Origin of the sequence: Staphylococcus sp. Y174-1 (assembly GCF_049897865.1) — a bacterium.
Taxonomy (GTDB): domain Bacteria; phylum Bacillota; class Bacilli; order Staphylococcales; family Staphylococcaceae; genus Staphylococcus; species Staphylococcus saprophyticus.
The window spans coordinates 131174-151619 of record NZ_JAFCXB010000002.1; the positions used below are offsets into that span (position 1 = coordinate 131174).

Here is a 20446-nt window from a genome sequence, read left to right on the forward strand (position 1 = left end):
AATATTTAATCAACTCTGCCTAAAATAATACAAAAAAAGCCAAGTCAATTTGACTCAGCTTTAACTATTCAAATTATTGTTCTAATTTGATACGATTATCAATCAACACTTTACCATCTTTAATGACTTTTTCAGCGTGGTTAATACCATAGTGATATGGAATATATTCATGGTTAGGCGCATCCCAAATAACAATATTAGCTTTATCTCCTTGATTAATGGTACCAGCATCAATGTCAATGGCTTTAGCCGCATTAACAGTCACTGCGTTCCAAATTTCATTTGGAGATAATTTCAATTTCAAGGCAGCAATCGACATCACAAGTTGTAAGTTGTTTGTGACACAACTACCTGGGTTAAAATCTGTCGCAATCGCGATTGCGCCATCATTGTCTAACATACCTCGCGCATCTGCATAAGATTCCTTGCCTAAATAGAAAGTCGTACCAGGCAATAACACCGCGACAGTGTCACTATTTTTTAGTTTTTCTTTACCTTCTGTACTTGATGCTACAAGATGATCTGCAGAGATTGCATTTTCGTCGATAGCTAACTCTAAACCACCCAATGGATCAATTTCATCTGCATGGATTTTCACATCAAAACCTAATGCTTTTGCCGCTTCCATATATTTTTTCGATTCTTCAACCGTAAACACACCAGTTTCACAGAATATATCTGCAAAATCAGCATACGGCTTAACTTCTGGTAACAAATCAATCATCTCTTGAAGAAAAGCTTGATTAGACTCAGCATCTTTAGGTACGGCATGCGGACCAAGGAATGTGTGTTTCATGTCTAAGTTATATTTTTCAGCCAAACGATTAGATACACGTAATTGTTTTAGTTCATTTTCTTTATCTAGACCATAGCCACTTTTACTCTCAACAGCTAAAACGCCATGTTCCATCATCGTCAACAAATTCTTTTCTGCCTTTTTAAATAATGCTTCTTCAGTAGCTTTACGTGTAGCTTCAACTGTAGATAAAATGCCGCCACCTTGTTCAAGAATTTCTAAATAAGAAACACCTTGTCTTTTAAGTGACATTTCATGTTCACGTGAACCACCATGAACAAGATGTGTATGTGCTTCAACCAAAGCTGGTGAAACCACTTTATCTGTTACATCAATTGTTTCAGTTGCTTCATAGGCATCTGAGTGCTCTCCTGCGTAGACAATTTTGCCGTTTTTAACGACAACCGTTCCATTTTCAATAATGTTAAGTTCGTCTAACTCTTTTCCTTTTAATGGACGTTCAGTAGATTTTGGTAAAATTAGTTCTTTAATGTTTTGAATAATTAAATCGTTCATTATTTGTCTCCTTTACCTGTAATCATTGGGATTTTGATACCTTTTTCTTTTGCAACTTTAATCGCAGATTCATATCCAGCATCCGCATGTCTCACAACACCCATACCCGGATCTGTCGTTAATACACGTCCTAATCTTCTATCAGCACGTTCTGATCCATCTGCTACAACAACCATACCTGCATGTAAAGAGTAACCCATACCAACGCCGCCGCCATGGTGGAATGAAATCCATGAACCGCCTGCTGCTGTATTAATTAATGCGTTTAAGATTGGCCAATCACCAACAGCATCAGAACCATCTTTCATACCTTCAGTTTCACGGTTTGGACTAGCGACAGAACCAGAATCAAGATGATCACGACCAATGACAATTGGTGCAGAAATTTCACCATCTCTTACTAATTTATTCAATGCTAAGCCCATTTTCGCACGCTCTTCATAACCTAACCACGCAATACGTGACGGTAAACCTTGGAAGGCGATTTTTTCTTGCGCTAAATCTAACCAACGAATTAATTTTTCATTATCTGGGAAAATCTTTCTCATTTCTTCATCTGCACGCTCAATATCTTTCGGATCTCCACTCAATGCTGCAAAACGGAATGGGCCTTTACCTTCACAGAACAATGGACGAATATAAGCAGGCACAAATCCAGGGAAATCAAATGCATTTTCTAATCCATCATTAAATGCAACCTGTCTGATATTATTACCATAATCAAATGCAACAGCACCATTTTTCTGAAATTCAAGCATGAGTTCTACATGTTTTCTCATAGAAGTTTGTGCTTCTTTAACATATTGTTTTGGATCTTTTTGGCGTATTGCTTTCGCTTCTTCTAACGAATACGCTTGAGGTACATAACCATTTAGCGGATCATGTGCACTTGTTTGGTCTGTCACAATATCAATTTTAAAACCTTTATCTAAGATTGCTTTATGTGTGTCAACCGCATTACCGACTAAACCAATTGATAATGGTTCACCCTTTTCACGAGCTTCATCAGCCAAACGTAACGCTTCGTATAATTCGTGTGTTTTAACGTCACAATAACGCGTCTCAATACGTTTATCAATGCGTGTTTCATCGACGTCTACGCCGATAACAACGCCACCGTTCATTGTAACGGCTAGTGGTTGCGCACCACCCATACCACCTAGACCAGCTGTCAAAGTGACCGTGCCATTTAATTTGCCATTAAAATGTTGATTCGCAATTTCTCCAAATGTTTCATAAGTACCTTGAACAATACCTTGTGAACCAATATATATCCAACTACCAGCTGTCATTTGACCATACATCATTAAACCTTTTTTATCTAATTCATTGAAATGATCCCAATTTGCCCATTCTGGAACTAATACTGAATTAGATATTAATACACGTGGCGCTTCTTCATGTGTTTTAAATACAGCAACGGGTTTACCAGACTGAACTAACATTGTTTCATCAGCTTCTAATGAACGTAATGTATCTTCAATGGCTTCAAATGCTTCCCAATTACGTGCAGCTTTACCTATACCTCCATAAACAACTAAGTCTTCAGGGCGTTCAGCTACTTCCGGGTCAAGGTTGTTATATAACATTCTCAGTACTGCTTCTTGTTCCCAACCTTTACATTCAATGTCTAACCCTCTTTTTGCTTCTATTTTTCTCATGAAAAATCACTCCTTGTTTTTAATAAACTTATCCTTTGTTTAACAATAACTAAAAAATCCATAGTACAAATGGTATGGTAATAAGCAATGTAAGCACGATACTTACACAAAAGCACACCTTTCTCTATATGGGCCAGTATAATATGTTATTATATAGACTACCAATATAAATAAACTAATTATTGATAGCTTTAAACTATAAATAACTAATTAAAGGAGCTTTCCTATGAAAATTATACAATTAGAATACTTTGTTGCTGTTGTTAAATATAATAGTTTTACTAAAGCCGCTAACTTTTTACATATTAGTCAACCTTCTCTGACGACAACAATTAAAAAAATGGAAGCTGATCTAGGTTATGATCTATTTATGCGTACGACTAAAGATATTAAAATTACTGAAAAAGGCATTCATTTTTACAATTACGCACGACAACTGATACATCAATATCATCAAACTATCGAAAAAATGTACGATCTCAATATGGGACATGTACCTAAAATTAAAATATCTATTTTAGAATCGACAAACCAATGGCTTTCTCAAGTATTATCGACACATGCTAAACAATTTCCAGATCAAACTTACCTTGTATCTGAAATTCATGATCAAAATAAAATTTTTGAATTGCTCGTTAACTTTGAGAATCATGTTGCTTTCACTAACGAACAAATGAAGCATGATGATATTGAATCTATACCGCTCTATGAGGAGTCCTATGTGTTGATCACTCCTAAAAATGCTTTTCCACATTCACATACTACTTCTATTGCATCCTTGCCATTAATATTGCCAACCAAAGGATCCCAAGTTCGCAAACATCTAGATGACTACTTTAACCGTATGAACTTGCATCCTAATATCATTATTGAAGCGGATCGATTTGAAGCTGCCACGAACTTTGTGCATAGAGGTTTGGGATATGCTGTGATACCTAGAGTTTATTATCAATCATTTAATGCTAAGGATTTAGATGTCTTAGATATTCAACCTAAGTTAGGTCGTTCTATATATATTAACTACCTAAAAAAAAGAAAGCACTCATCACGTGTGCTTTCTTTCATCGAACAATGTGTTAACTATTGGAATTTTAAAGAATAAAATGATATAAGAAATTAGCTGATAATTTTGCAGTTCTGTTATCTACATCATACTTAGGATTTGTTTCAGCAATGCTAATTGTTGGGACTTTTTCATTCGGAATGATGCGTTTAGCTAATTCAAGTACGATGTGTGGTGATAATCCAAGCACACCATTAGCACTCACACCTGGTGCAAACGCGCTGTCAATAACATCCATACATATTGTAAACATGATGACATCATGATCATGTACAAAACGTTCCACCTTATCTTTGATTGGAGGAGAAATTTGGTGAAGCAATTCTTCTGAATAAACATAACCGATGCCTTTAGTTTCTGCATAGTCAAATAGTGCTCGAGTATTGCCACCCTGTTGTATACCTAATACAAGATAATCTGTGTTTTCATCTTCTTCTAGTATTTGTCTAAAACTCGTGCCAGATGTTGAACCTGATTCTTCTCGTGTATCAAAGTGTGCATCAATATTAATGACACCAATAGAAGCGTCAGGATATGCCTCTCTCGTGCCTAGATATTGTGCATATGCAATATCGTGACCACCACCAAGTAAGAATGTTTGATTATGTTTTTTTATAGATTTGGCAACGTAATGCGCAAATTCTTGTTGCGTTTCTTCTAATCTATCATGATTGTGTTCAACGTTGCCATAGTCATATACATTACATTGTCTAATAACTGGTAAATTGGCAAACGTTTTTTTAATTGCATTCGGGCCTTCTTTTGCACCAATACGCCCTTTATTCAATTCAACACCTTTATCTACCGCGTACCCTAGTATACCTACACCATGACGTGATTCATTTTTATCATCTTCAATATTGCGAAAATTTATAGTTTGAAAGTGCCTAAATTGTGATTCATCTGTTTCACTATCAATTCTTCCAGTCCAAAGATCACGTTGTGCTAATTTATACATAATTCTCCTCCTTTAAATACTTACGGTCATTTAAAAGTGTACGCTTACATTTTCCTCAATTCAATTTATAATAATATTTACCCAATTCGCATCATTATAAATTCAAAAATTCGTAATAAATATTTCAATTTCATGTTAGATTAACTCAAACTATTACATTTCAATGATAAATTGGGAATTTAATTTATTTCTATCTCATAAATATGTATAATTAGGTACAAATGATTTTTTGAACCCTATTGGAGGTTACATAAATGAATACAAAACGTATACCAGGTTTTCAATGGGCAATGATGATTTTTATCTTCTTTATTGTTGCTTATGCATTACCTATTATACTTAAAGATTTACAGAGTTCCGTTCCATTTAAAGATTTCGTCTTTGATATGAGTACACTTGCACCATTCATAGCAGCTTTTATCTGTATTGCTATATTTTCACACAGAGGTACTCAATTAGCTAGTTTAAAATTGACTATTAGCTTAAAAGTGATTGAGCGTGCAATTTTAGCGCTTATTTTACCATTAATTATTTTTATTATAGCTATGGTATGCTTTAATATTTTTTCTGATAGTTTTGTTCTTTTACAAACAAAAGATTTATCTGTTTCAATTTCATCTATTATTATAGGACAAATTGTCATGGCTTTTTTAGTAGAACTCGGTTTCCGTTCTTATCTACAACATATTGTTGAAACTAAGATGAACACGTTCTTCGCGTCTATTATTGTTGGTTTTATGTATGCAATATGGAATGTAAACATCGCCTTTAGTTTTGACTTTGCAATATATAGTTTCCTATATTCATTTGCTTTTTCAATGATTATTGGGGAATTAATACGTGCAACGAAAGGCCGTACAATATACATTGCAACTTTATTCCATTTCGCAATGTCATTTGGACTTGTATTCTTATTTAATGAAGAATTAGGCGAAGTATTTGCTATGAAAGTCATCGCCTTATCAACTGCAGCCGTTGCTATACTTTATATTTTAATTAGTTTAATTATTCGTACAATCCTTTATTTCTTTACAAAACGTAATTTAGACGAAGTAGAGGAAAATAATTATCTTGATCACGTTAATGATACTGATGAAGATCAGACAGATGCTGGTGATGAATATAACGCGTCAGAAACAGACGAAACGCATCATTCAGCGAATGTAAATGCCGCTACAGCTGAGACGTCTTCAGAAGTTCAAGATGAACAAGATGTAACTGATCGTCAGCATGAATCAAGTGCATCAGACCAAGCTAATCAATACAATTCGACAGAAGATACTGCACATGAGGACGACAGTCGAGCGAATATAATCTCAGAGAATACACCAAGTCCATCATCAAATGATTCAACGAAAGTGGACACTACACACTCAGATTCACGTGCGAATAGTGCAGTAGAAGCATCTACTGAGAAGGCACATCCAGAATCAGACCAAGATGAATTGAAAGCAAGTTCTCGCTATTCTTCAAATTGACAGTCATCTGTCGTATCTGATGCACGTACATCAATCGATGAAGAAAGTGATGAATCGTCAAGTCATTTAAGTTCAGAAAGTAACGATGTAACGCAACAAGATGATCAAGCTTTAGATACAGCTGATTCATCTAATAATGATTACGAACGCTCACCTTTTGATTTGAAAAGTAAACGTGGACACCGTCGCTAATCATACTCACCATAAAATGATTCAACTGATTTTATGAATTTTAAAAACCAATGCTAAGCTATGTTTCATGACTGATAGCTTTAGTATTGGTTTTTTGTTTTATTACTGTAGCATGTAGCGATATGATATTTTCAAACGATACAAAAAGACATTGTGCTCCAATGAATAAGCACAATGCCTTTTTTAATCTATCAATGATGCTTTATTTTTAATCTTTACTCCATTCGTTGTACCAATAATGGCTTGGTCTGCAACATTTAAAAAATAACCTGTTTCTAGTACACCGATAAGGTGAATCAAAAATTCATGCATATCTGCTGCGTTGATACCTTCATTTAATACAACATCTAAGATATAATTACCGTTATCTGTAATAAATGGCACATCATCAACCATGCGACGTGTTACTTTTAAATCATCGTATGCTTTAATTCGTTTAGCTACAAGTAACCAATTAAATTTGTCCACTTCAACAGGCAACTTAAACGTTTGTCCAAGATAGTCTACACATTTACTATCGTCAGCTAAGACAACAAATCTTTCGGCCATGGCATCTATTACTTTTTCTCTAAATAGCGCGCCACCACCGCCTTTAATTAAGTTTAAGTCGTTATCAATTTCATCTGCGCCATCTATTGCAATATCGATATGATCCACATCATTCACATCAATGATATGGATACCTAACTCTTTGGCTATAAATGCCGTTTTATTAGAGGTACAGACACCTGTGATTTTTATTTGTTCTTGTTCCAGTTTCTCTGCTATTTTTGGGACAAGCAATTCAATCGTTGATCCAGAGCCAATACCAACAATCATACCATCTTTAATCTGGTCTAATGCATCATTAAATGTTCTCATTTTTAACTGTTTCTTATCCATCATGCTTCCCCTTTTATACTGTACTTTTATCTTTATTGTACATGAGATTTATTAAAATACCTAGACAGAAAACTGATTTTCAAAATGAATTTATACATATACTTGCATAATTAACACATTGTTTTAAAATAATAATCAATCTATTGTTGGAGGTACAAAAATATGATTTATAAATTAGAAGCCATTTCTACTGGCAAAATACAAGATTTACCATATAGTACCAAAAGACCTATGCGTTCTGCATTAAATAAAGAAAAATATTCAGGAAAAATGTGGCTTACACATACTGGATTTGCTGAAGATGAACAAGAATATAAAGGACATGGCGGGCCAAATAAAGCCGTTTGCCTGTACAGTAAGAAAAATTACGAACTTTGGAAACATGACCTACCAGCGTTACCACCCTATGCGATGTTTGGTGAAAATTTAACAGCAACTGATTTAGATGAAGCGCATGTCTATTTTGGTGATCAATTCCAGCTTGGTGAAGCTATTTTAGAAGTTTCAGAAATCAGAGAACCTTGTTGGAAAATACAAGAAAAGTATAAAATCCCTGATTTGATTAAGAGAATGTCATCTTCTTGTAAAACTGGCTTCTATTTTCGTGTGTTACAAGAAGGCTACGTACACGACTCCAATCATTTAAAACTTATCAAATCTGCGGATGCATCAACACGTCTTTCTGTGTATGAGCTCAATGACATCTATTACAATGATAATAAAAATATTAATCGCTTAACCTATGTTTTAAAAAATCCATATTTAACAAGCGACAGGATTAGCAAATTTGAACGCTTCTTAAAACGTGCTCAAAAATAATAGCGTTTGCTGTAATTAAATTAAAATGAAAGGCGGGTATCTCATTTAAGATACCCGCCTTTCATATAGTCTATACTTAATAACTAACCACTCTCCCAAATGGTGTCATAAGTATTGATTCGTTCATTTTTATAATTGCTTTTCAGAAATTTTATATGACGTTTTAGAGTAAAAAGGCTCGTTAGCTTTTAAAATGGATGGTGCTTGATTGCCTAATAAATTAATATCGTTTGGAATACATTGCGTTTCTAATGTAAAACCTGAGTGAGCTTTATAAATATTGAAATCACTTTTCCAACCAGTTGTATCATTAAATGTGTAAATGACAATGTTTGGCATGTCTGTGTTTACTTTTAATATAAAATGTTTATTTTCCACAGTCATTTCATTACCACCAATATCAAATGGATGATCAATACCACCAAAGCGTTGCATTTGTTCTTTAACAATTGCGTCTTCACTATCAAAAATATCTTTGAACTGGATATTTTGTTCTTGGAAGGTATTTACCAAACTTAAAGGTTCCATACTTTTCACGATATTGTCTTCCCCTAATAAATACATATCCAATTTTGAACTTGAAATGCTGTGATTATCAATCACATTGTTGTCTCTGTTCAAGTTAAAATATACATGATTCATCGGATTAAACAATGTTTTTTCAGTTGATTTCGCTTTATATTCTATCGTCCACTTATGGTCGACATTATAAGTGTGAATCACTTCTAAATCAATATCACCTGGAAAGTGATCATCTGCACTTTGAATTGTAGTAGTAAAAATAACTTTCACTTGTCCGACTTGTTCTTCAATTTTATAATCAAAGAAACGTCTGTCTATACCATTGGGTCCACCATGAATATTATGTACACCATTATTGGCATCTAACTCATATTTTTTACCATCTAACTCAAATGTTGCATTTGCAATTCTTCCGCCATATCGACCTACGGTTGCACCAAAATTATAAGGATTCGATTCATAAAACTCATCTGCTTCAACGACATTACCCAGTACAATATTATTATCGTCGTATTTCCACGATACAATTCTCGCACCATAATTTGTAAAAACAATTTTTGTTTCTTCATTATCAATTTTAATCAAATCGATACCATTGCTTTGACTTTCTACTTTTGCAAACATCATTAATGACTCCCTTTCAAACCTACACTTTAATAATAGGTTTTTCCATGAATAAAATTCAATCATAAATGTCGCCTTCGTTATACTTGATTCAAGGGGTTTTAAATAAGTGTGAAGGCAATTATCTAATATAGATTTCGTTTACGAATATAAGATAATCATAATTTCATCATTAAAACACTGAATTGGTGCACACAAATGATCTCTAAAACATATATTTATGGTCCCTCAATCATAAAATATGCTTAGATGTTTAATTAAAAATAATTATGTAACATTTGAATACATTCAATCATTTTTTATATCTTCATATTACTCACTTATATTGTAACAATTTATTCAAATATTTATCTATACTAATCATAAATTCTATCAAACTATATAGAAAATTGTTATACATTTTTCTATTTTTACCTAATTCCCAACAAATTCATCATCTTCCAATCAATAATTATATGAATTAATAACAAAAAAACGAGCTGAGACGTCTATCATGCCTCAGCCCATTTCACAATCTAGTCATGTTATCTAGAGATCACGCAACGACATTTGCTTAGAAAAAAATAATTTTCTATCTCACTCTATTAGGTATTCATGCGTTTAACTTCTTTTAAAAATACGTTTCATTGCATTCATAAAGCCTTTATCAAAACTCAAAATCGTATTTTTGTAACTTCTTACAGCAATCCATAATAAAATAAAAATGGTAATAATGGATAAAATAACACTCACAACAATCTCCCAAACTGCAACATCAGGTGACGCTGAACGTACAAACATTACGAACGGAGACAATAGCGGGATAAAACTAGTGATTTTTGTAAGCATTGTATCTGGATTCATCACACTGAATAACGAGATATAAAATGCAATCATACTGAATAGTGTCATCGGCATCAACGCTTGGTTGATATCTTCAATACGTGCCGTAATGGATCCCAAAATAGCTGCTAATATAATATATGAAAGGATACCAATAATTAGTGAAACGATACCTACAATAGATATTTGCATCGTTAACTCGTTTGGTTCAATTTTAAATCCTTTCAACATATCACTTATATCAAATACGAAGAAACATATTAAGCCTGCCGCTACAAATATGATAATCTGTGTAAATGCCACAGCAATCACACCGGAAATCTTAGCTAAAATATGTGTGACTGGACTCACACTCGTAATAATCATTTCGATAACGCGTGACGTTTTTTCTGTAGCAATTTCCATCGCTACTTGACTTGCATAATTAAAGACAATAAAGAATATCAACATCAGTCCTGCGTATACCATTATTGTGTTAAAGCCTTTTTGCGCTTCACTTAAATTTGAATTGCTTGCTTTATCAGCAATGACTTCTGACGTAACTTTACTTTGTGATTGCAATTGTTTCAGTTCCCCTTGGGACAAATTCAAGTTCGCTGCGACGAGTTGTGTTTGAATTGTTGATAAAGAAGCTTTTAATTTTTGTTTTTGTTGTTCTGAAACTGTATCTTTACTTAAAATTTTTCCAGAAAGTTTATTATCATCTGTCATTTTGATAATGTATGCTTTATCTAATTTTTCGTTTTGAACTTGCGTTTTAGCTTGCTTCTCTGAAACTTTTTTAAATGTAGCCCCCTCGTCCAGTTGATCACCTTGACTTTTTATTACTTTATAAATTTCATTGTCAGATGAAACAACGCCGACTTTATCAGGACCATCATCAAACAAATCAATAATCTTATTCATATTAGCTGCTAAGAGCATTAAGACAATAACCAATCCAGTAAAAATCATAAATGATTTCGTCTTGACTTTGTTCTTGTACGTCAGTGAAAATGTTACTAAAAATTTATCCATTAACGTCACCTACTTTGTCTATAAATATTTCATTTAGTGAAGGTTCTACTACCTGGAATCGTTTCACAAAGCCATATTGCTTCACTATGTCATAAATTTGTTCTGCGACGGATTCTGTCTCTATCATTGCTTTAATCTCTCTCTTATTTCTGTCTACCTCTAGGACCCCATCTACTTTATCAATTTCTGGCATTTCGTGATCTGTTTCAATGACTACACGTTTGTTGCCATGATTCGTTTTCACTTCATCAATTGGCCCCGATACAACAAGCTCCCCCTTATTTAAAATACATACGTTATCGCATAGTTCCTCAACATGTTCCATTCTATGAGAGCTATATATAATTGTCGTACCTGCATTGTTTAAGTCTTGAACCGCCGACTTTAGCAATTCAACATTCACTGGATCCAAACCACTAAATGGTTCATCAAGAATAAGCAACTCAGGATCATGTAGCATACTTGCTAGTAATTGAATTTTCTGTTGATTCCCTTTAGAAAGTGATTCGATTTTCTTTTCTCTATTTTCTGTAATATCAAATAGTTTTAACCAGTAATCAATTGCTTTTGTAATATCTTTAGATGCCATGCCTTTTAATGTAGCTAAATAACGTAATTCGTCTTCTACTTTCATCTTAGGATGTAAGCCACGTTCTTCTGGTAAATAACCAATACGATTATATAACGAGCGATCGATTACTTTATCATTATATGTGATGCTTCCCTTTGTAATGGGTGTCAATCCTAATATCATTCTAAATGTGGTTGTTTTCCCAGCGCCATTTCTTCCTAAAAATCCTAGCATCTTTCCTTTTTCTAAGGAAAGTGACATATCGTTTACAGCAGTAAAATTTTTATACTTTTTTGTTACATGGTCAATTATTAATGACATACCATTTCGCCACCCTTCTTATATAAATCCTCTATTCTGATGATACCATTTGTCTTTTGAAATATACATTTTTAAATAAATCACACATATTTATATTAATAAGACTGTATTTCTCAATAATCCAATATCACAATGATCTTAACTTTACATTATAATATGTAAGCACTATCATAAAGATAAATGAAGTCTCTAGGCTTTTTCCACAAACTGATTAGGGGGCAATGCAATCATGACATATAGTATCGGCATCGACTATGGTACTGCTTCAGGGCGCGTATTTTTAGTAGATACAACAAATGGTGAAATTATTTCTACATATATAAAAGAATATCCACATGGCACCATTTCAGAATCATTAAATGGTGCCGAATTACCGCACAATTATTTTTTACAACATGCAGCAGACTACACTTCTATATTGGAGGAAGGCGTTCAGTACGTCTTAAAAGATAGTCAAGTCGATCCTAAGTCCATCATCGGCATTGGTATAGATTTCACCAGTTGTACCATCGTGTTCTTAGATGATGACTTCAAACCTTTACATTTACATCCAGATTTAGAAGATCAACCGCATGCTTATGTGAAACTGTGGAAGCATCATGGCGCTCAAGATGAAGCAACCTACATGAAACAAGTAAGTGATAAGGTAAACCCATCCTGGTTAAATTTTTATGGTCATAACGTAAACAGTGAATGGATGATTCCTAAAATATTAGAAGTTAAAAACAAAGCACCAGAAGTTTTAGAACGTAGTGCCTATATCATGGAAGCTGGAGATTATTTAGTCAGTTTATTAACTGATAAAAATATTCGCTCTAATTGTGGCATTGGATTTAAAGGCTTTTATAACGAAACAGATGGCTTTAATTATTCCTTTTTTGAAGCTATCGATCAGAAATTACCAGAAATTGTTAAAACAAAATGCGAAGCACCCGTAGTCAATATCGGTGAAAGCGCTGGTAGTTTGAGCCCATATTATCAAAATCTATGGGGCCTTACAGAACAAGTACAAATTTCTCCGTATATCATTGATGCGCACTCCGGTGTACTCGGTGTCGGCGCAATTGAACAAGGTGAATTCACGCCTGTTATCGGTACAAGTACATGCCATCTGATGCTCGATCCAAAACAAGAACCCATACCTGCAATTACTGGTTCAGTTAAAGATGCTATCATTCCAGGTCTTTATGCATATGAAGCTGGACAAGCTGCTGTTGGTGATTTATTTAATTATTCTGCCAGCCTCGCACCAAAATCTTATGTAGACCAAGCTGAAAAACAAGGCCTTTCTATCCTTGAATACTTAGAGAAACTGGCTGCTGATATATCAATAGATAAACAGCATGTAACCGTACTCGATTGGCATAATGGTAACCGTAGTATCTTAAGTGATAGTAAGCTAACAGGTAGTATCTTTGGTTTAACACTGCAAACACCATTTGAAATGATACACAAAGCTTATTTAGAGTCTACAGCGTTCGGAACAAAAATGATTATGCAACAATTTGAAAACAACCACATTCCCGTAGAAACAGTATATGCTGCCGGTGGTATTCCTATAAAAAGTGAACTTTTAGTTGATATTTATGCTAATGTGCTAAATAAAGAAGTGGTCGTTATTGATTCAAGTAACGCTACAGCGCTTGGTGCAGCTATGTTGGGTGCAAATGTTGGTGGCGCTTATCCAACCTTAAAAGAAACTGTCAAACATATGAAGCAACCTGTTTATTATCGTAAACAACCAGAAGCTAAAAAAGTTAAACAGTATGCGCTTTTATTTGATCGTTATAAAGCCTTGCATGATTTGCTTGGTAAAGAATATCCACAATTATCTTACATTAATTAAATTATAAAGAGGGCTGTTTCAATTATATGAAACAACCCTCTTTATAATTTATGGCATTTAATATTTAAAATTATCGTCTTTTTTAGTAGCGTTCTCATCACTAGTGTTAACTTCTTCACTGAAAGCATTCTCTTCACTATTCACGTGTTTCACATTTGTGTCTTCGTGTATAGGTGCGTCTTGATTTGCATATGTGTTAGTAGATGATTGAATATGATTGCCATATTTATGACTAGCACCATATTTATTCATTTTTCTTTCACTATCAAGACAACAAATCACTAGCATGTAGATGCCAAGTGCTATATAGACAAGGAAAATAATAGCAAAAAATATGATATATACGGGATTATTATATTCAGGATCTTGAATATTCACTACAAATAGCACCGGATAACTTATAACAATAACACCTAGATATATTAATGGCATGAGCATGGTTCTTCCCGTATCATGAAATCTTCTGATTAATAGTGCCCATCCTGGAATTAATGTTGCCAAACTGTATATTAATGCGTAACAAATCGATAAGAATAATAATATAACTCCTATAGCAACCAATTCTTCAGAACTTGATGATGCGCCTGATACAGTCATTATTAAACCGATGATATACAAAATCAATGCTGGCATCATAAAGATGATGTTCCATAATGCCATGAACCAGTACTCGCTACGACGTAAACGCCCTTTGAAATTAACATAGTTTTTCTAAAATAATTTGAGTGCCTGACCAAATCCAATGCTTCGTTCCATACTTTCCCATCATTTCATATTCATTTTGTTTTCAATAAGTTTTGTCATATACTAGACTTTAACCAAAAGCATATGCTAATTCCTATTAATCTTATAATAATTAGTGTAACAAATAATCATGTACATAGTAACACAATTTTACAAATATTTTAAAAACATCTAAAAAAAATTAATTTCATATAATTAAAAGTGGAGGGCATCTAATGGATTTTTTACAACGCGATACCGTAACAATTGCTAAAGACTTACTCGGCGTAAGAATCATCTACCACGATGAACTACAAACCTTTACAGGTTATATTGTAGAAACAGAGGCATATATAGGAACAAAAGATCGTGCTGCCCATGGTTATAACGGAAAGAGAACACCTAAAGTTGAATCATTGTATAAACAAGGCGGCACTATTTATGCCCATGTCATGCATACACATCTACTCATTAATTTCGTTACCCAATTGGAAGGCCAACCTGAAGGGGTATTAATTAGGGCAATAGAACCCGAAGAAGGTATAGAGTTAATGGCTATTAATCGAGGAAAGAACGGTTTCGAACTGACTAACGGCCCAGGTAAATGGACTAAGGCGTTTAACATACCTAGACATTTAGACGGATCCAAATTGAATGAAGGTCGGCTAAAAATTGATACAAAAAATCGTAAGTATCCTAAAGAAATTGAAGCAAGTGGCCGTATTGGCATACCTAACAAAGGGGAATGGACACACAAGCCATTAAGATTCACTGTAAAAGGAAACCCATATATTTCACGAATGAAGAAATCAGACATGCGACAACCAGAATATACTTGGCGCATATAAAAAAATAAAGGACATTCAGAATACGTTTTTAAAACGCATATTGAATGTCCTTTACTTATATAGTTCTTTTCCAAAACATAAAGTAAGTGTCTAATGAGAAACAGATATATTTATGCTATTTTTGCTTTTTATCTCGATCCAATAGTCCAAATTGAATTGTAATGATTGTACAAATTACAAAAATCACAGGATAAAATGAATATTTTAAAACTTCTAAGTAAGATACATCACCGTATTGTTCTACCATTAACATCCCTGAGTCATGTGGTAATACCATTAATGCACAACACGCGAAAATATCTAGTAAACTTGCCATACGTTTTGGTGGTACTTTATACTCGTCACCGATTTCTTTTGCAATTGGCGCAGAAATAATAATAGCCAATGTATTGTGTGATAAAGCTGCTGAAAGCACCCCAGACATTAAACTGATAACATACTCAGCACTCTTGCGCCCTTTTGCTTTTGCCTTCATAGCTGTAATAATCCAATCTATACCACCGTAGTAACGAATTAATGCCACAAGACCTGATACTAAGAAAGCAACGAGGAAAATAGTGAACATACTTTCCATACCATCACCTATTGCTTTTGTAAATTGAAATACGCCCATTTGACCTTGCACCATGCCAAGTACGCCAGCCATAACGATACCAATAATTAATACAAGTATTACATCAAGACCAGCAATCGCTGCTATCAAGACGAAAATATAAGGCAAAATATTGATAAAATTAAAACTTAAATCTCCTTCTACTTTACCTGTTCCTCCTACAACAGCATAAAAAATAGCTGTAATAATAGCTGCCGGTAAAGCAATTAAGACATTCATCTTAAATTTATCTTTCATTTTCGCACCGACACCATTTGTTGCTGCGATCGTCGTATCAGATATAATAGATAAATTATCTCCAAAATATGCACCTGCGATCACCGCTGCACCCGCCGCTGCAACACTTAAATCTGCAGCTTGTGCGACTGCAACACCAACAGGAATGAATGCTGCCTGTGCACCAGTTGAAGTCCCTAATGTTAAGGCCGCAAAACCACTCATGATAAATATGCCGGGGATGAGTAAACTTGGTGGAATAACAGACAGACCCATATTAACCATCGCAGCCTTGCCACCCATTTCTGAAGTCACAGTAGAAAATGCACCCGCGAGTAGTAAGATTAATCCTAAATTTACTATGCCTGAATTACCAGCATGTTCAGTAAAAATTTGTACTTTTTTTGTGAATGCTGTTTTCCTATCATAGCAAGTCCACGCAATCACAATACCTATCATGATTGCCACATGTCTCGGTAACTGATCGAACGCATCCTCTTTACCCATTATCGTGAAAGTAATCCCTACGCCAATATATAAAATTAAGAATATTAGCAACGGCAATAAGGCTAACGCCCCATATTGTTTTTCACTTCGTAACGACTGTTCCATATATATACTCCTTATAACCTAGTATTTTCATACGATATATAGTAAATCAAAAAAGGAACAATGTCATTGAATTGACATTATCCCTTTAAAATAAGCATATTATTTATTTAATTAACGCATCACCCGTATCTGTCTTAATCATGATCACATGATGGTCGTTACCGACTTTTTTATTTTCAAATTGTTTGTCTTCAATATTTAAATTACCAGTATCACTACTATACTCAATTTGACTGTTTTTAGGTTTATCCTTACCATATATTAACTCTACATTACCAGTATCTGTTTTAATTTGCATAGGTTTATCCGCTGGTGTATCTTTCATTAAAATATCACCGGTATCCGTTTTGAAATCACCGTGTTGAAATTGCGTTTTGTTCAGTTTAATGTCTGATGTATCACCAGACGCAACCAATTGATTGAACTTACTATCATTGATGGTCAAATTCATTACATCTGTATTCAACTGTGCTTTATCCGCATTGATATCATTTAAAGTTGTACTACCATCATCTGAATGTACCTTTAAATTTCCTAAATCTTGAGGAACATATATAGTCATATCATTATATCGCATGTCTAAAAACGAAATATCCACATTTGATTGTCCTTTGTGGTCACTTACCGTTAAGTTGCCTTTTTAACTTTTGCATGAATCTTGATTTTTTCATTAGAACCTTTTGATAATACCTTAAACGTTTTACCTTCTTTTATTTTCACATTACTATGTTTTAAATCTAAATCTAATCCTTTAATACTTTTATTATTATAAGTTTCATTAAAATTCGTTGTAATTTGATTTGCTTTTTTATGTTCAATTTTAAATTGTTGAACTGCACCTACTGCACAAATCACTGTTATGACTAAACCAATAACAAATATCCATATCAATGATTTTTTCATCTCGTAGCACTTCCTTTCACTACATGGATATTCCATTTTAGATATTTAACACAAAGTACATAAAATCCTTTTGTAATAAGATAAGTAATGACGAATAGTATGAGTCCTAAACCAAACATCGTGCCTGTCACAAAAACATCTAATAAGACAACTGCTTCAAACCCTTCTATAGCACCTTTAATTATAATACCTATCGGTGAGAGTATGAGAGATATCGTCGTAATGATTAATGAAATAACCACACTTAATAATATGATAAAAGGAATCGTTATGACGAAAAAGTTTAATATACTTAAACCCATAACAGCTAATGTAGCATGACCCACATCCCCTAATTTATTACTTTTTTCAGCCTTGACTATCGCAGCATTTGCATTTAATTCTTTCGCTAATTGTCTCGGATTGCCTAATTCATCAGCGATTTATTCTTCGGTTTTTCCTTCTTGTAATCCACTATAAAAATGCGTGTCATATTCATTAATAATATCCTGTCGTTCTGTATCATCTAAATTTTTCAAATGTTTATTTAACTGTTTAAGGTATGCTACTCTATTCATTTGATTCACTCTCCCTTATAAATTGATTAACAGCACCTGAAAAAGCTTGCCATTCATCTAACAGCAGATTTAATCGTTGTTCACCTTGGTTAGTGATTTGATAGTATTTTCTTGCTGGACCTTCCGTCGATGGTTATAATAAGTTGCTAGTTCTCCACTTTTCACTAATCTTCTGAGCAATGGATACACGGTGCCCTCAGCTATCGTCATATATCTTGAAATATTTTGTACAAGCGAATAACCGTACTGATCATCTCGTTTAATGATTAATAAGACAATTAGTTCGAGCGCACCTTTTTTAAATTGACTGTTCATTGAAGCCCTCCTCATCGGAAAACCAGTACTATGTATAGTACAGTAGTTTACGCTAAAAATATAACACACTACTGTACATTGCAAGGTACTGATCTATGTTTTTTCTCCTTTACTATATAGGTTGTTTAAATTGGCAACTATTGTTTTATTATAGGTCAAACTATCATTCTAGTTTTAAAGAATGTATAATGATGCTTGTATATTTTTGTAAACGTTTACTTAATATGAAATCATATTTAAATAATTACATAAAGTTAATGAAATAAAGGGGGTCTATTAATGCTAGAGTTAGATGCAATTACCACTTTAGCACTTGCAAGTATTTTATACTTACTTGGTGTATACATCGTCAATCATGTAAATATTTTGAAAAGATTATGTATACCAGCGCCGGTAATCGGAGGACTATTATTTGCAATTGTTGTCGCAATTTTGAAGTCAGCAAGTTTGTTAACAATCAAATTAGATTCAGAATTTATACAGAATTTCTTTATGCTCGCATTTTTCACAACGATTGGCTTAGGCGCTTCGCTTAAACTACTAAAATTGGGTGGTAAAATACTTATATTTTACTTTATCTTCTGTGGCATATTAGCAATTTGTCAGAATTTAATAAGTGTTTCGTTAGCAAAAGTACTCAATATTTCGCCATTACTTGGCTTAACTGCGGGTTCTATGTCAATGGAAGGCGGTCATGGCAATGCAGCTGCATATGGACAAACGTTACAAGGCATAGGTGTCGATTCAGCATTAACGGCAGCATTAGCCGCAGCAACACTGGGTCTTGTCGCAGGTGGGTTAATTGGTGGCCCTGTAGTGAAATTTTTAATTAATAAATATAACTTAAAGCCTGAACAAGCAGAAGAAACTACGCAAGATTATTCTGAAAGTGATAGAAACGAATACTTACACAATCGAATGGCGCCTACTACCGTATTTTTACTACAATTTACAATTGTAGCTATTTGTATGGCCATTGGATCCTATTTAGGAAACACATTTACCGATTTAACAGGTATCAATATCCCTATTTATGTTGGTGCAATGTTTGTCGCTGTCATAATCAGAAATATCTCAGAATACAATAATCTAAAAATAATTGATATGAAAATCGTTGATCGTATCAGTGATGTATCACTTAGTCTATTCTTATCCATTGCTTTAATGAGTATTCAACTTACTGAAATATATCAATTAGCAATACCGTTAATCATCATCGTACTAGTTCAAGTTTTATTTATTATTCTGTTCTCAGTCATCGTATTATTCCGTGGCTTAGGCAAGAATTACGATGCTGCAGTTATGGTAGGCGGTTTTATTGGTCATGGTTTAGGTGCAACTCCAAATGCTATGGCAAACTTAGATGTTATCACTAAAAAATATGGCGCATCTCCTAAAGCATATCTCGTAGTACCAATTGTCGGTGCATTCTTAATTGACCTACTTGGTGTACCAATAGTGACTATATTTATCAATGCCTTTAAATAGATAACTTACAAATAAATTTTAGTAGCACTTATTAAGCTTTTTTGAAATATTTTTAGAAATGACAATTATTTTGTATTGAGCGC

General features: G+C 33.8%; 19 protein-coding genes and 1 pseudogene. 6 read left to right on the plus strand and 14 right to left on the minus strand.

Annotated features, from left to right (window positions below; genetic code table 11):
- Positions 1 to 73: 73 nt before the first annotated feature.
- Both hutI and hutU read right to left on the minus strand, forming a co-directional pair.
- Positions 74 to 1312 (minus strand): imidazolonepropionase, encoded by a 1239-nt coding sequence (gene hutI, locus ACP7BT_RS07450; RefSeq protein WP_041079154.1) that lies wholly within the window; start codon positions 1310 to 1312, stop codon positions 74 to 76.
- Complete coding sequence (gene hutU / locus ACP7BT_RS07455; protein WP_041079156.1) at positions 1312 to 2973, minus strand: urocanate hydratase; 1662 nt, start codon at positions 2971 to 2973, stop codon at positions 1312 to 1314. Before hutU ends, hutI begins: the two co-directional genes overlap by 1 nt.
- A 226-nt stretch (positions 2974 to 3199) precedes the next feature.
- Between hutU and ACP7BT_RS07460 the strand changes: the two genes are divergently transcribed.
- On the plus strand, positions 3200 to 4075 hold the full coding sequence (locus ACP7BT_RS07460; RefSeq protein WP_011302519.1) for a LysR family transcriptional regulator: 876 nt from the start codon (positions 3200 to 3202) through the stop codon (positions 4073 to 4075).
- On the opposite strand, the gene hutG is transcribed toward ACP7BT_RS07460, so the two are convergent.
- Entirely contained in the window at positions 4065 to 4994 is a 930-nt protein-coding gene (hutG, locus tag ACP7BT_RS07465) for a formimidoylglutamase (RefSeq protein WP_041079158.1), read from the minus strand. The genes ACP7BT_RS07460 and hutG overlap by 11 nt on opposite strands.
- 254 nt (positions 4995 to 5248) lie before the next feature.
- Between hutG and ACP7BT_RS07470 the strand changes: the two genes are divergently transcribed.
- Positions 5249 to 6472, plus strand: coding sequence for a CPBP family glutamic-type intramembrane protease (locus tag ACP7BT_RS07470; RefSeq protein WP_002482523.1), 1224 nt, complete (start codon positions 5249 to 5251; stop codon positions 6470 to 6472).
- 375 nt (positions 6473 to 6847) lie between these two features.
- Here ACP7BT_RS07470 and ACP7BT_RS07475 read toward each other — a convergent pair whose 3' ends face one another.
- Positions 6848 to 7549 (minus strand): ribose 5-phosphate isomerase A, encoded by a 702-nt coding sequence (locus ACP7BT_RS07475; RefSeq protein WP_002482522.1) that lies wholly within the window; start codon positions 7547 to 7549, stop codon positions 6848 to 6850.
- A gap of 159 nt (positions 7550 to 7708) precedes the next feature.
- Between ACP7BT_RS07475 and ACP7BT_RS07480 the strand changes: the two genes are divergently transcribed.
- Positions 7709 to 8365, plus strand: coding sequence for an MOSC domain-containing protein (locus ACP7BT_RS07480; protein ID WP_002482521.1), 657 nt, complete (start codon positions 7709 to 7711; stop codon positions 8363 to 8365).
- 129 nt (positions 8366 to 8494) lie between these two features.
- On the opposite strand, the gene ACP7BT_RS07485 is transcribed toward ACP7BT_RS07480, so the two are convergent.
- The 3 genes from ACP7BT_RS07485 to ACP7BT_RS07495 form a co-directional block, all read right to left on the minus strand.
- On the minus strand, positions 8495 to 9511 hold the full coding sequence (locus ACP7BT_RS07485; RefSeq protein ID WP_041079160.1) for an aldose epimerase family protein: 1017 nt from the start codon (positions 9509 to 9511) through the stop codon (positions 8495 to 8497).
- 600 nt (positions 9512 to 10111) lie between these two features.
- Positions 10112 to 11350 (minus strand): ABC transporter permease, encoded by a 1239-nt coding sequence (locus ACP7BT_RS07490; RefSeq protein ID WP_041079161.1) that lies wholly within the window; start codon positions 11348 to 11350, stop codon positions 10112 to 10114.
- Positions 11343 to 12242, minus strand: coding sequence for an ABC transporter ATP-binding protein (locus ACP7BT_RS07495; RefSeq protein ID WP_426303756.1), 900 nt, complete (start codon positions 12240 to 12242; stop codon positions 11343 to 11345). Before ACP7BT_RS07495 ends, ACP7BT_RS07490 begins: the two co-directional genes overlap by 8 nt.
- Before the next feature lie 229 nt (positions 12243 to 12471).
- Between ACP7BT_RS07495 and ACP7BT_RS07500 the strand changes: the two genes are divergently transcribed.
- Positions 12472 to 14088: a ribulokinase gene (locus ACP7BT_RS07500; RefSeq protein ID WP_041079163.1), complete on the plus strand. Its 1617-nt coding sequence runs from the start codon at positions 12472 to 12474 to the stop codon at positions 14086 to 14088.
- Positions 14089 to 14145: 57 nt separating this feature from the next.
- Here the strand turns inward: ACP7BT_RS07500 and ACP7BT_RS07505 are convergent, their stop codons facing one another.
- Positions 14146 to 14748, minus strand: coding sequence for a DUF805 domain-containing protein (locus tag ACP7BT_RS07505; protein WP_235304894.1), 603 nt, complete (start codon positions 14746 to 14748; stop codon positions 14146 to 14148).
- A gap of 299 nt (positions 14749 to 15047) precedes the next feature.
- Between ACP7BT_RS07505 and ACP7BT_RS07510 the strand changes: the two genes are divergently transcribed.
- Positions 15048 to 15659 (plus strand): DNA-3-methyladenine glycosylase, encoded by a 612-nt coding sequence (locus ACP7BT_RS07510; protein WP_002482515.1) that lies wholly within the window; start codon positions 15048 to 15050, stop codon positions 15657 to 15659.
- Between the two features lie 115 nt (positions 15660 to 15774).
- Here ACP7BT_RS07510 and ACP7BT_RS07515 read toward each other — a convergent pair whose 3' ends face one another.
- The 6 genes and pseudogenes from ACP7BT_RS07515 to ACP7BT_RS07540 form a co-directional block, all read right to left on the minus strand.
- Positions 15775 to 17100, minus strand: coding sequence for a Na+/H+ antiporter NhaC family protein (locus ACP7BT_RS07515; protein ID WP_037537845.1), 1326 nt, complete (start codon positions 17098 to 17100; stop codon positions 15775 to 15777).
- 103 nt (positions 17101 to 17203) lie between these two features.
- Positions 17204 to 17662: a DUF4097 family beta strand repeat-containing protein gene (locus ACP7BT_RS07520; protein WP_241092742.1), complete on the minus strand. Its 459-nt coding sequence runs from the start codon at positions 17660 to 17662 to the stop codon at positions 17204 to 17206.
- 65 nt (positions 17663 to 17727) lie between these two features.
- A complete protein-coding gene (locus tag ACP7BT_RS07525; protein ID WP_228481071.1) occupies positions 17728 to 18003 on the minus strand; it encodes a hypothetical protein in 276 nt (91 codons plus the stop codon).
- Positions 18000 to 18329 (minus strand): HAAS domain-containing protein, encoded by a 330-nt coding sequence (locus tag ACP7BT_RS07530; RefSeq protein ID WP_011302507.1) that lies wholly within the window; start codon positions 18327 to 18329, stop codon positions 18000 to 18002. Before ACP7BT_RS07530 ends, ACP7BT_RS07525 begins: the two co-directional genes overlap by 4 nt.
- A gap of 96 nt (positions 18330 to 18425) precedes the next feature.
- The gene (locus ACP7BT_RS07535) at positions 18426 to 18560 is read right to left on the minus strand and encodes an HAAS signaling domain-containing protein (RefSeq protein ID WP_002482511.1); all 135 of its coding nucleotides are present in this window, start codon (positions 18558 to 18560) and stop codon (positions 18426 to 18428) included.
- Positions 18553 to 18875 (minus strand): annotated as a pseudogene (locus ACP7BT_RS07540) (PadR family transcriptional regulator). Before ACP7BT_RS07540 ends, ACP7BT_RS07535 begins: the two are co-directional and overlap by 8 nt.
- A 279-nt stretch (positions 18876 to 19154) precedes the next feature.
- Between ACP7BT_RS07540 and gltS the strand changes: the two are divergent.
- On the plus strand, positions 19155 to 20363 hold the full coding sequence (gene gltS, locus ACP7BT_RS07545; RefSeq protein ID WP_041079166.1) for a sodium/glutamate symporter: 1209 nt from the start codon (positions 19155 to 19157) through the stop codon (positions 20361 to 20363).
- The last annotated feature ends 83 nt before the right edge of the window (positions 20364 to 20446 follow it).

Bases quoted from the DNA above. Each gene is read 5' to 3' on its own strand.
- ACP7BT_RS07490 (WP_041079161.1), bottom strand. From the start codon at position 11,350: ATGGATAAATTTTTAGTAACATTTTCACTGACGTACAAGAACAAAGTC.
- ACP7BT_RS07495 (WP_426303756.1), bottom strand. From the start codon at position 12,242: ATGTCATTAATAATTGACCATGTAACAAAAAAGTATAAAAATTTTACT.
- ACP7BT_RS07520 (WP_241092742.1), bottom strand. From the start codon at position 17,662: ATGACTATATATGTTCCTCAAGATTTAGGAAATTTAAAGGTACATTCA.
- hutI (WP_041079154.1), bottom strand. From the start codon at position 1,312: ATGAACGATTTAATTATTCAAAACATTAAAGAACTAATTTTACCAAAA.
- ACP7BT_RS07505 (WP_235304894.1), bottom strand. From the start codon at position 14,748: ATGGCATTATGGAACATCATCTTTATGATGCCAGCATTGATTTTGTAT.
- ACP7BT_RS07535 (WP_002482511.1), bottom strand. From the start codon at position 18,560: ATGAATAGAGTAGCATACCTTAAACAGTTAAATAAACATTTGAAAAAT.
- ACP7BT_RS07460 (WP_011302519.1), top strand. From the start codon at position 3,200: ATGAAAATTATACAATTAGAATACTTTGTTGCTGTTGTTAAATATAAT.
- ACP7BT_RS07500 (WP_041079163.1), top strand. From the start codon at position 12,472: ATGACATATAGTATCGGCATCGACTATGGTACTGCTTCAGGGCGCGTA.
- ACP7BT_RS07470 (WP_002482523.1), top strand. From the start codon at position 5,249: ATGAATACAAAACGTATACCAGGTTTTCAATGGGCAATGATGATTTTT.
- ACP7BT_RS07510 (WP_002482515.1), top strand. From the start codon at position 15,048: ATGGATTTTTTACAACGCGATACCGTAACAATTGCTAAAGACTTACTC.
- ACP7BT_RS07515 (WP_037537845.1), bottom strand. From the start codon at position 17,100: ATGGAACAGTCGTTACGAAGTGAAAAACAATATGGGGCGTTAGCCTTA.
- ACP7BT_RS07525 (WP_228481071.1), bottom strand. From the start codon at position 18,003: ATGAAAAAATCATTGATATGGATATTTGTTATTGGTTTAGTCATAACA.
- ACP7BT_RS07485 (WP_041079160.1), bottom strand. From the start codon at position 9,511: ATGTTTGCAAAAGTAGAAAGTCAAAGCAATGGTATCGATTTGATTAAA.
- ACP7BT_RS07480 (WP_002482521.1), top strand. From the start codon at position 7,709: ATGATTTATAAATTAGAAGCCATTTCTACTGGCAAAATACAAGATTTA.
- gltS (WP_041079166.1), top strand. From the start codon at position 19,155: ATGCTAGAGTTAGATGCAATTACCACTTTAGCACTTGCAAGTATTTTA.
- hutG (WP_041079158.1), bottom strand. From the start codon at position 4,994: ATGTATAAATTAGCACAACGTGATCTTTGGACTGGAAGAATTGATAGT.
- hutU (WP_041079156.1), bottom strand. From the start codon at position 2,973: ATGAGAAAAATAGAAGCAAAAAGAGGGTTAGACATTGAATGTAAAGGT.
- ACP7BT_RS07475 (WP_002482522.1), bottom strand. From the start codon at position 7,549: ATGATGGATAAGAAACAGTTAAAAATGAGAACATTTAATGATGCATTA.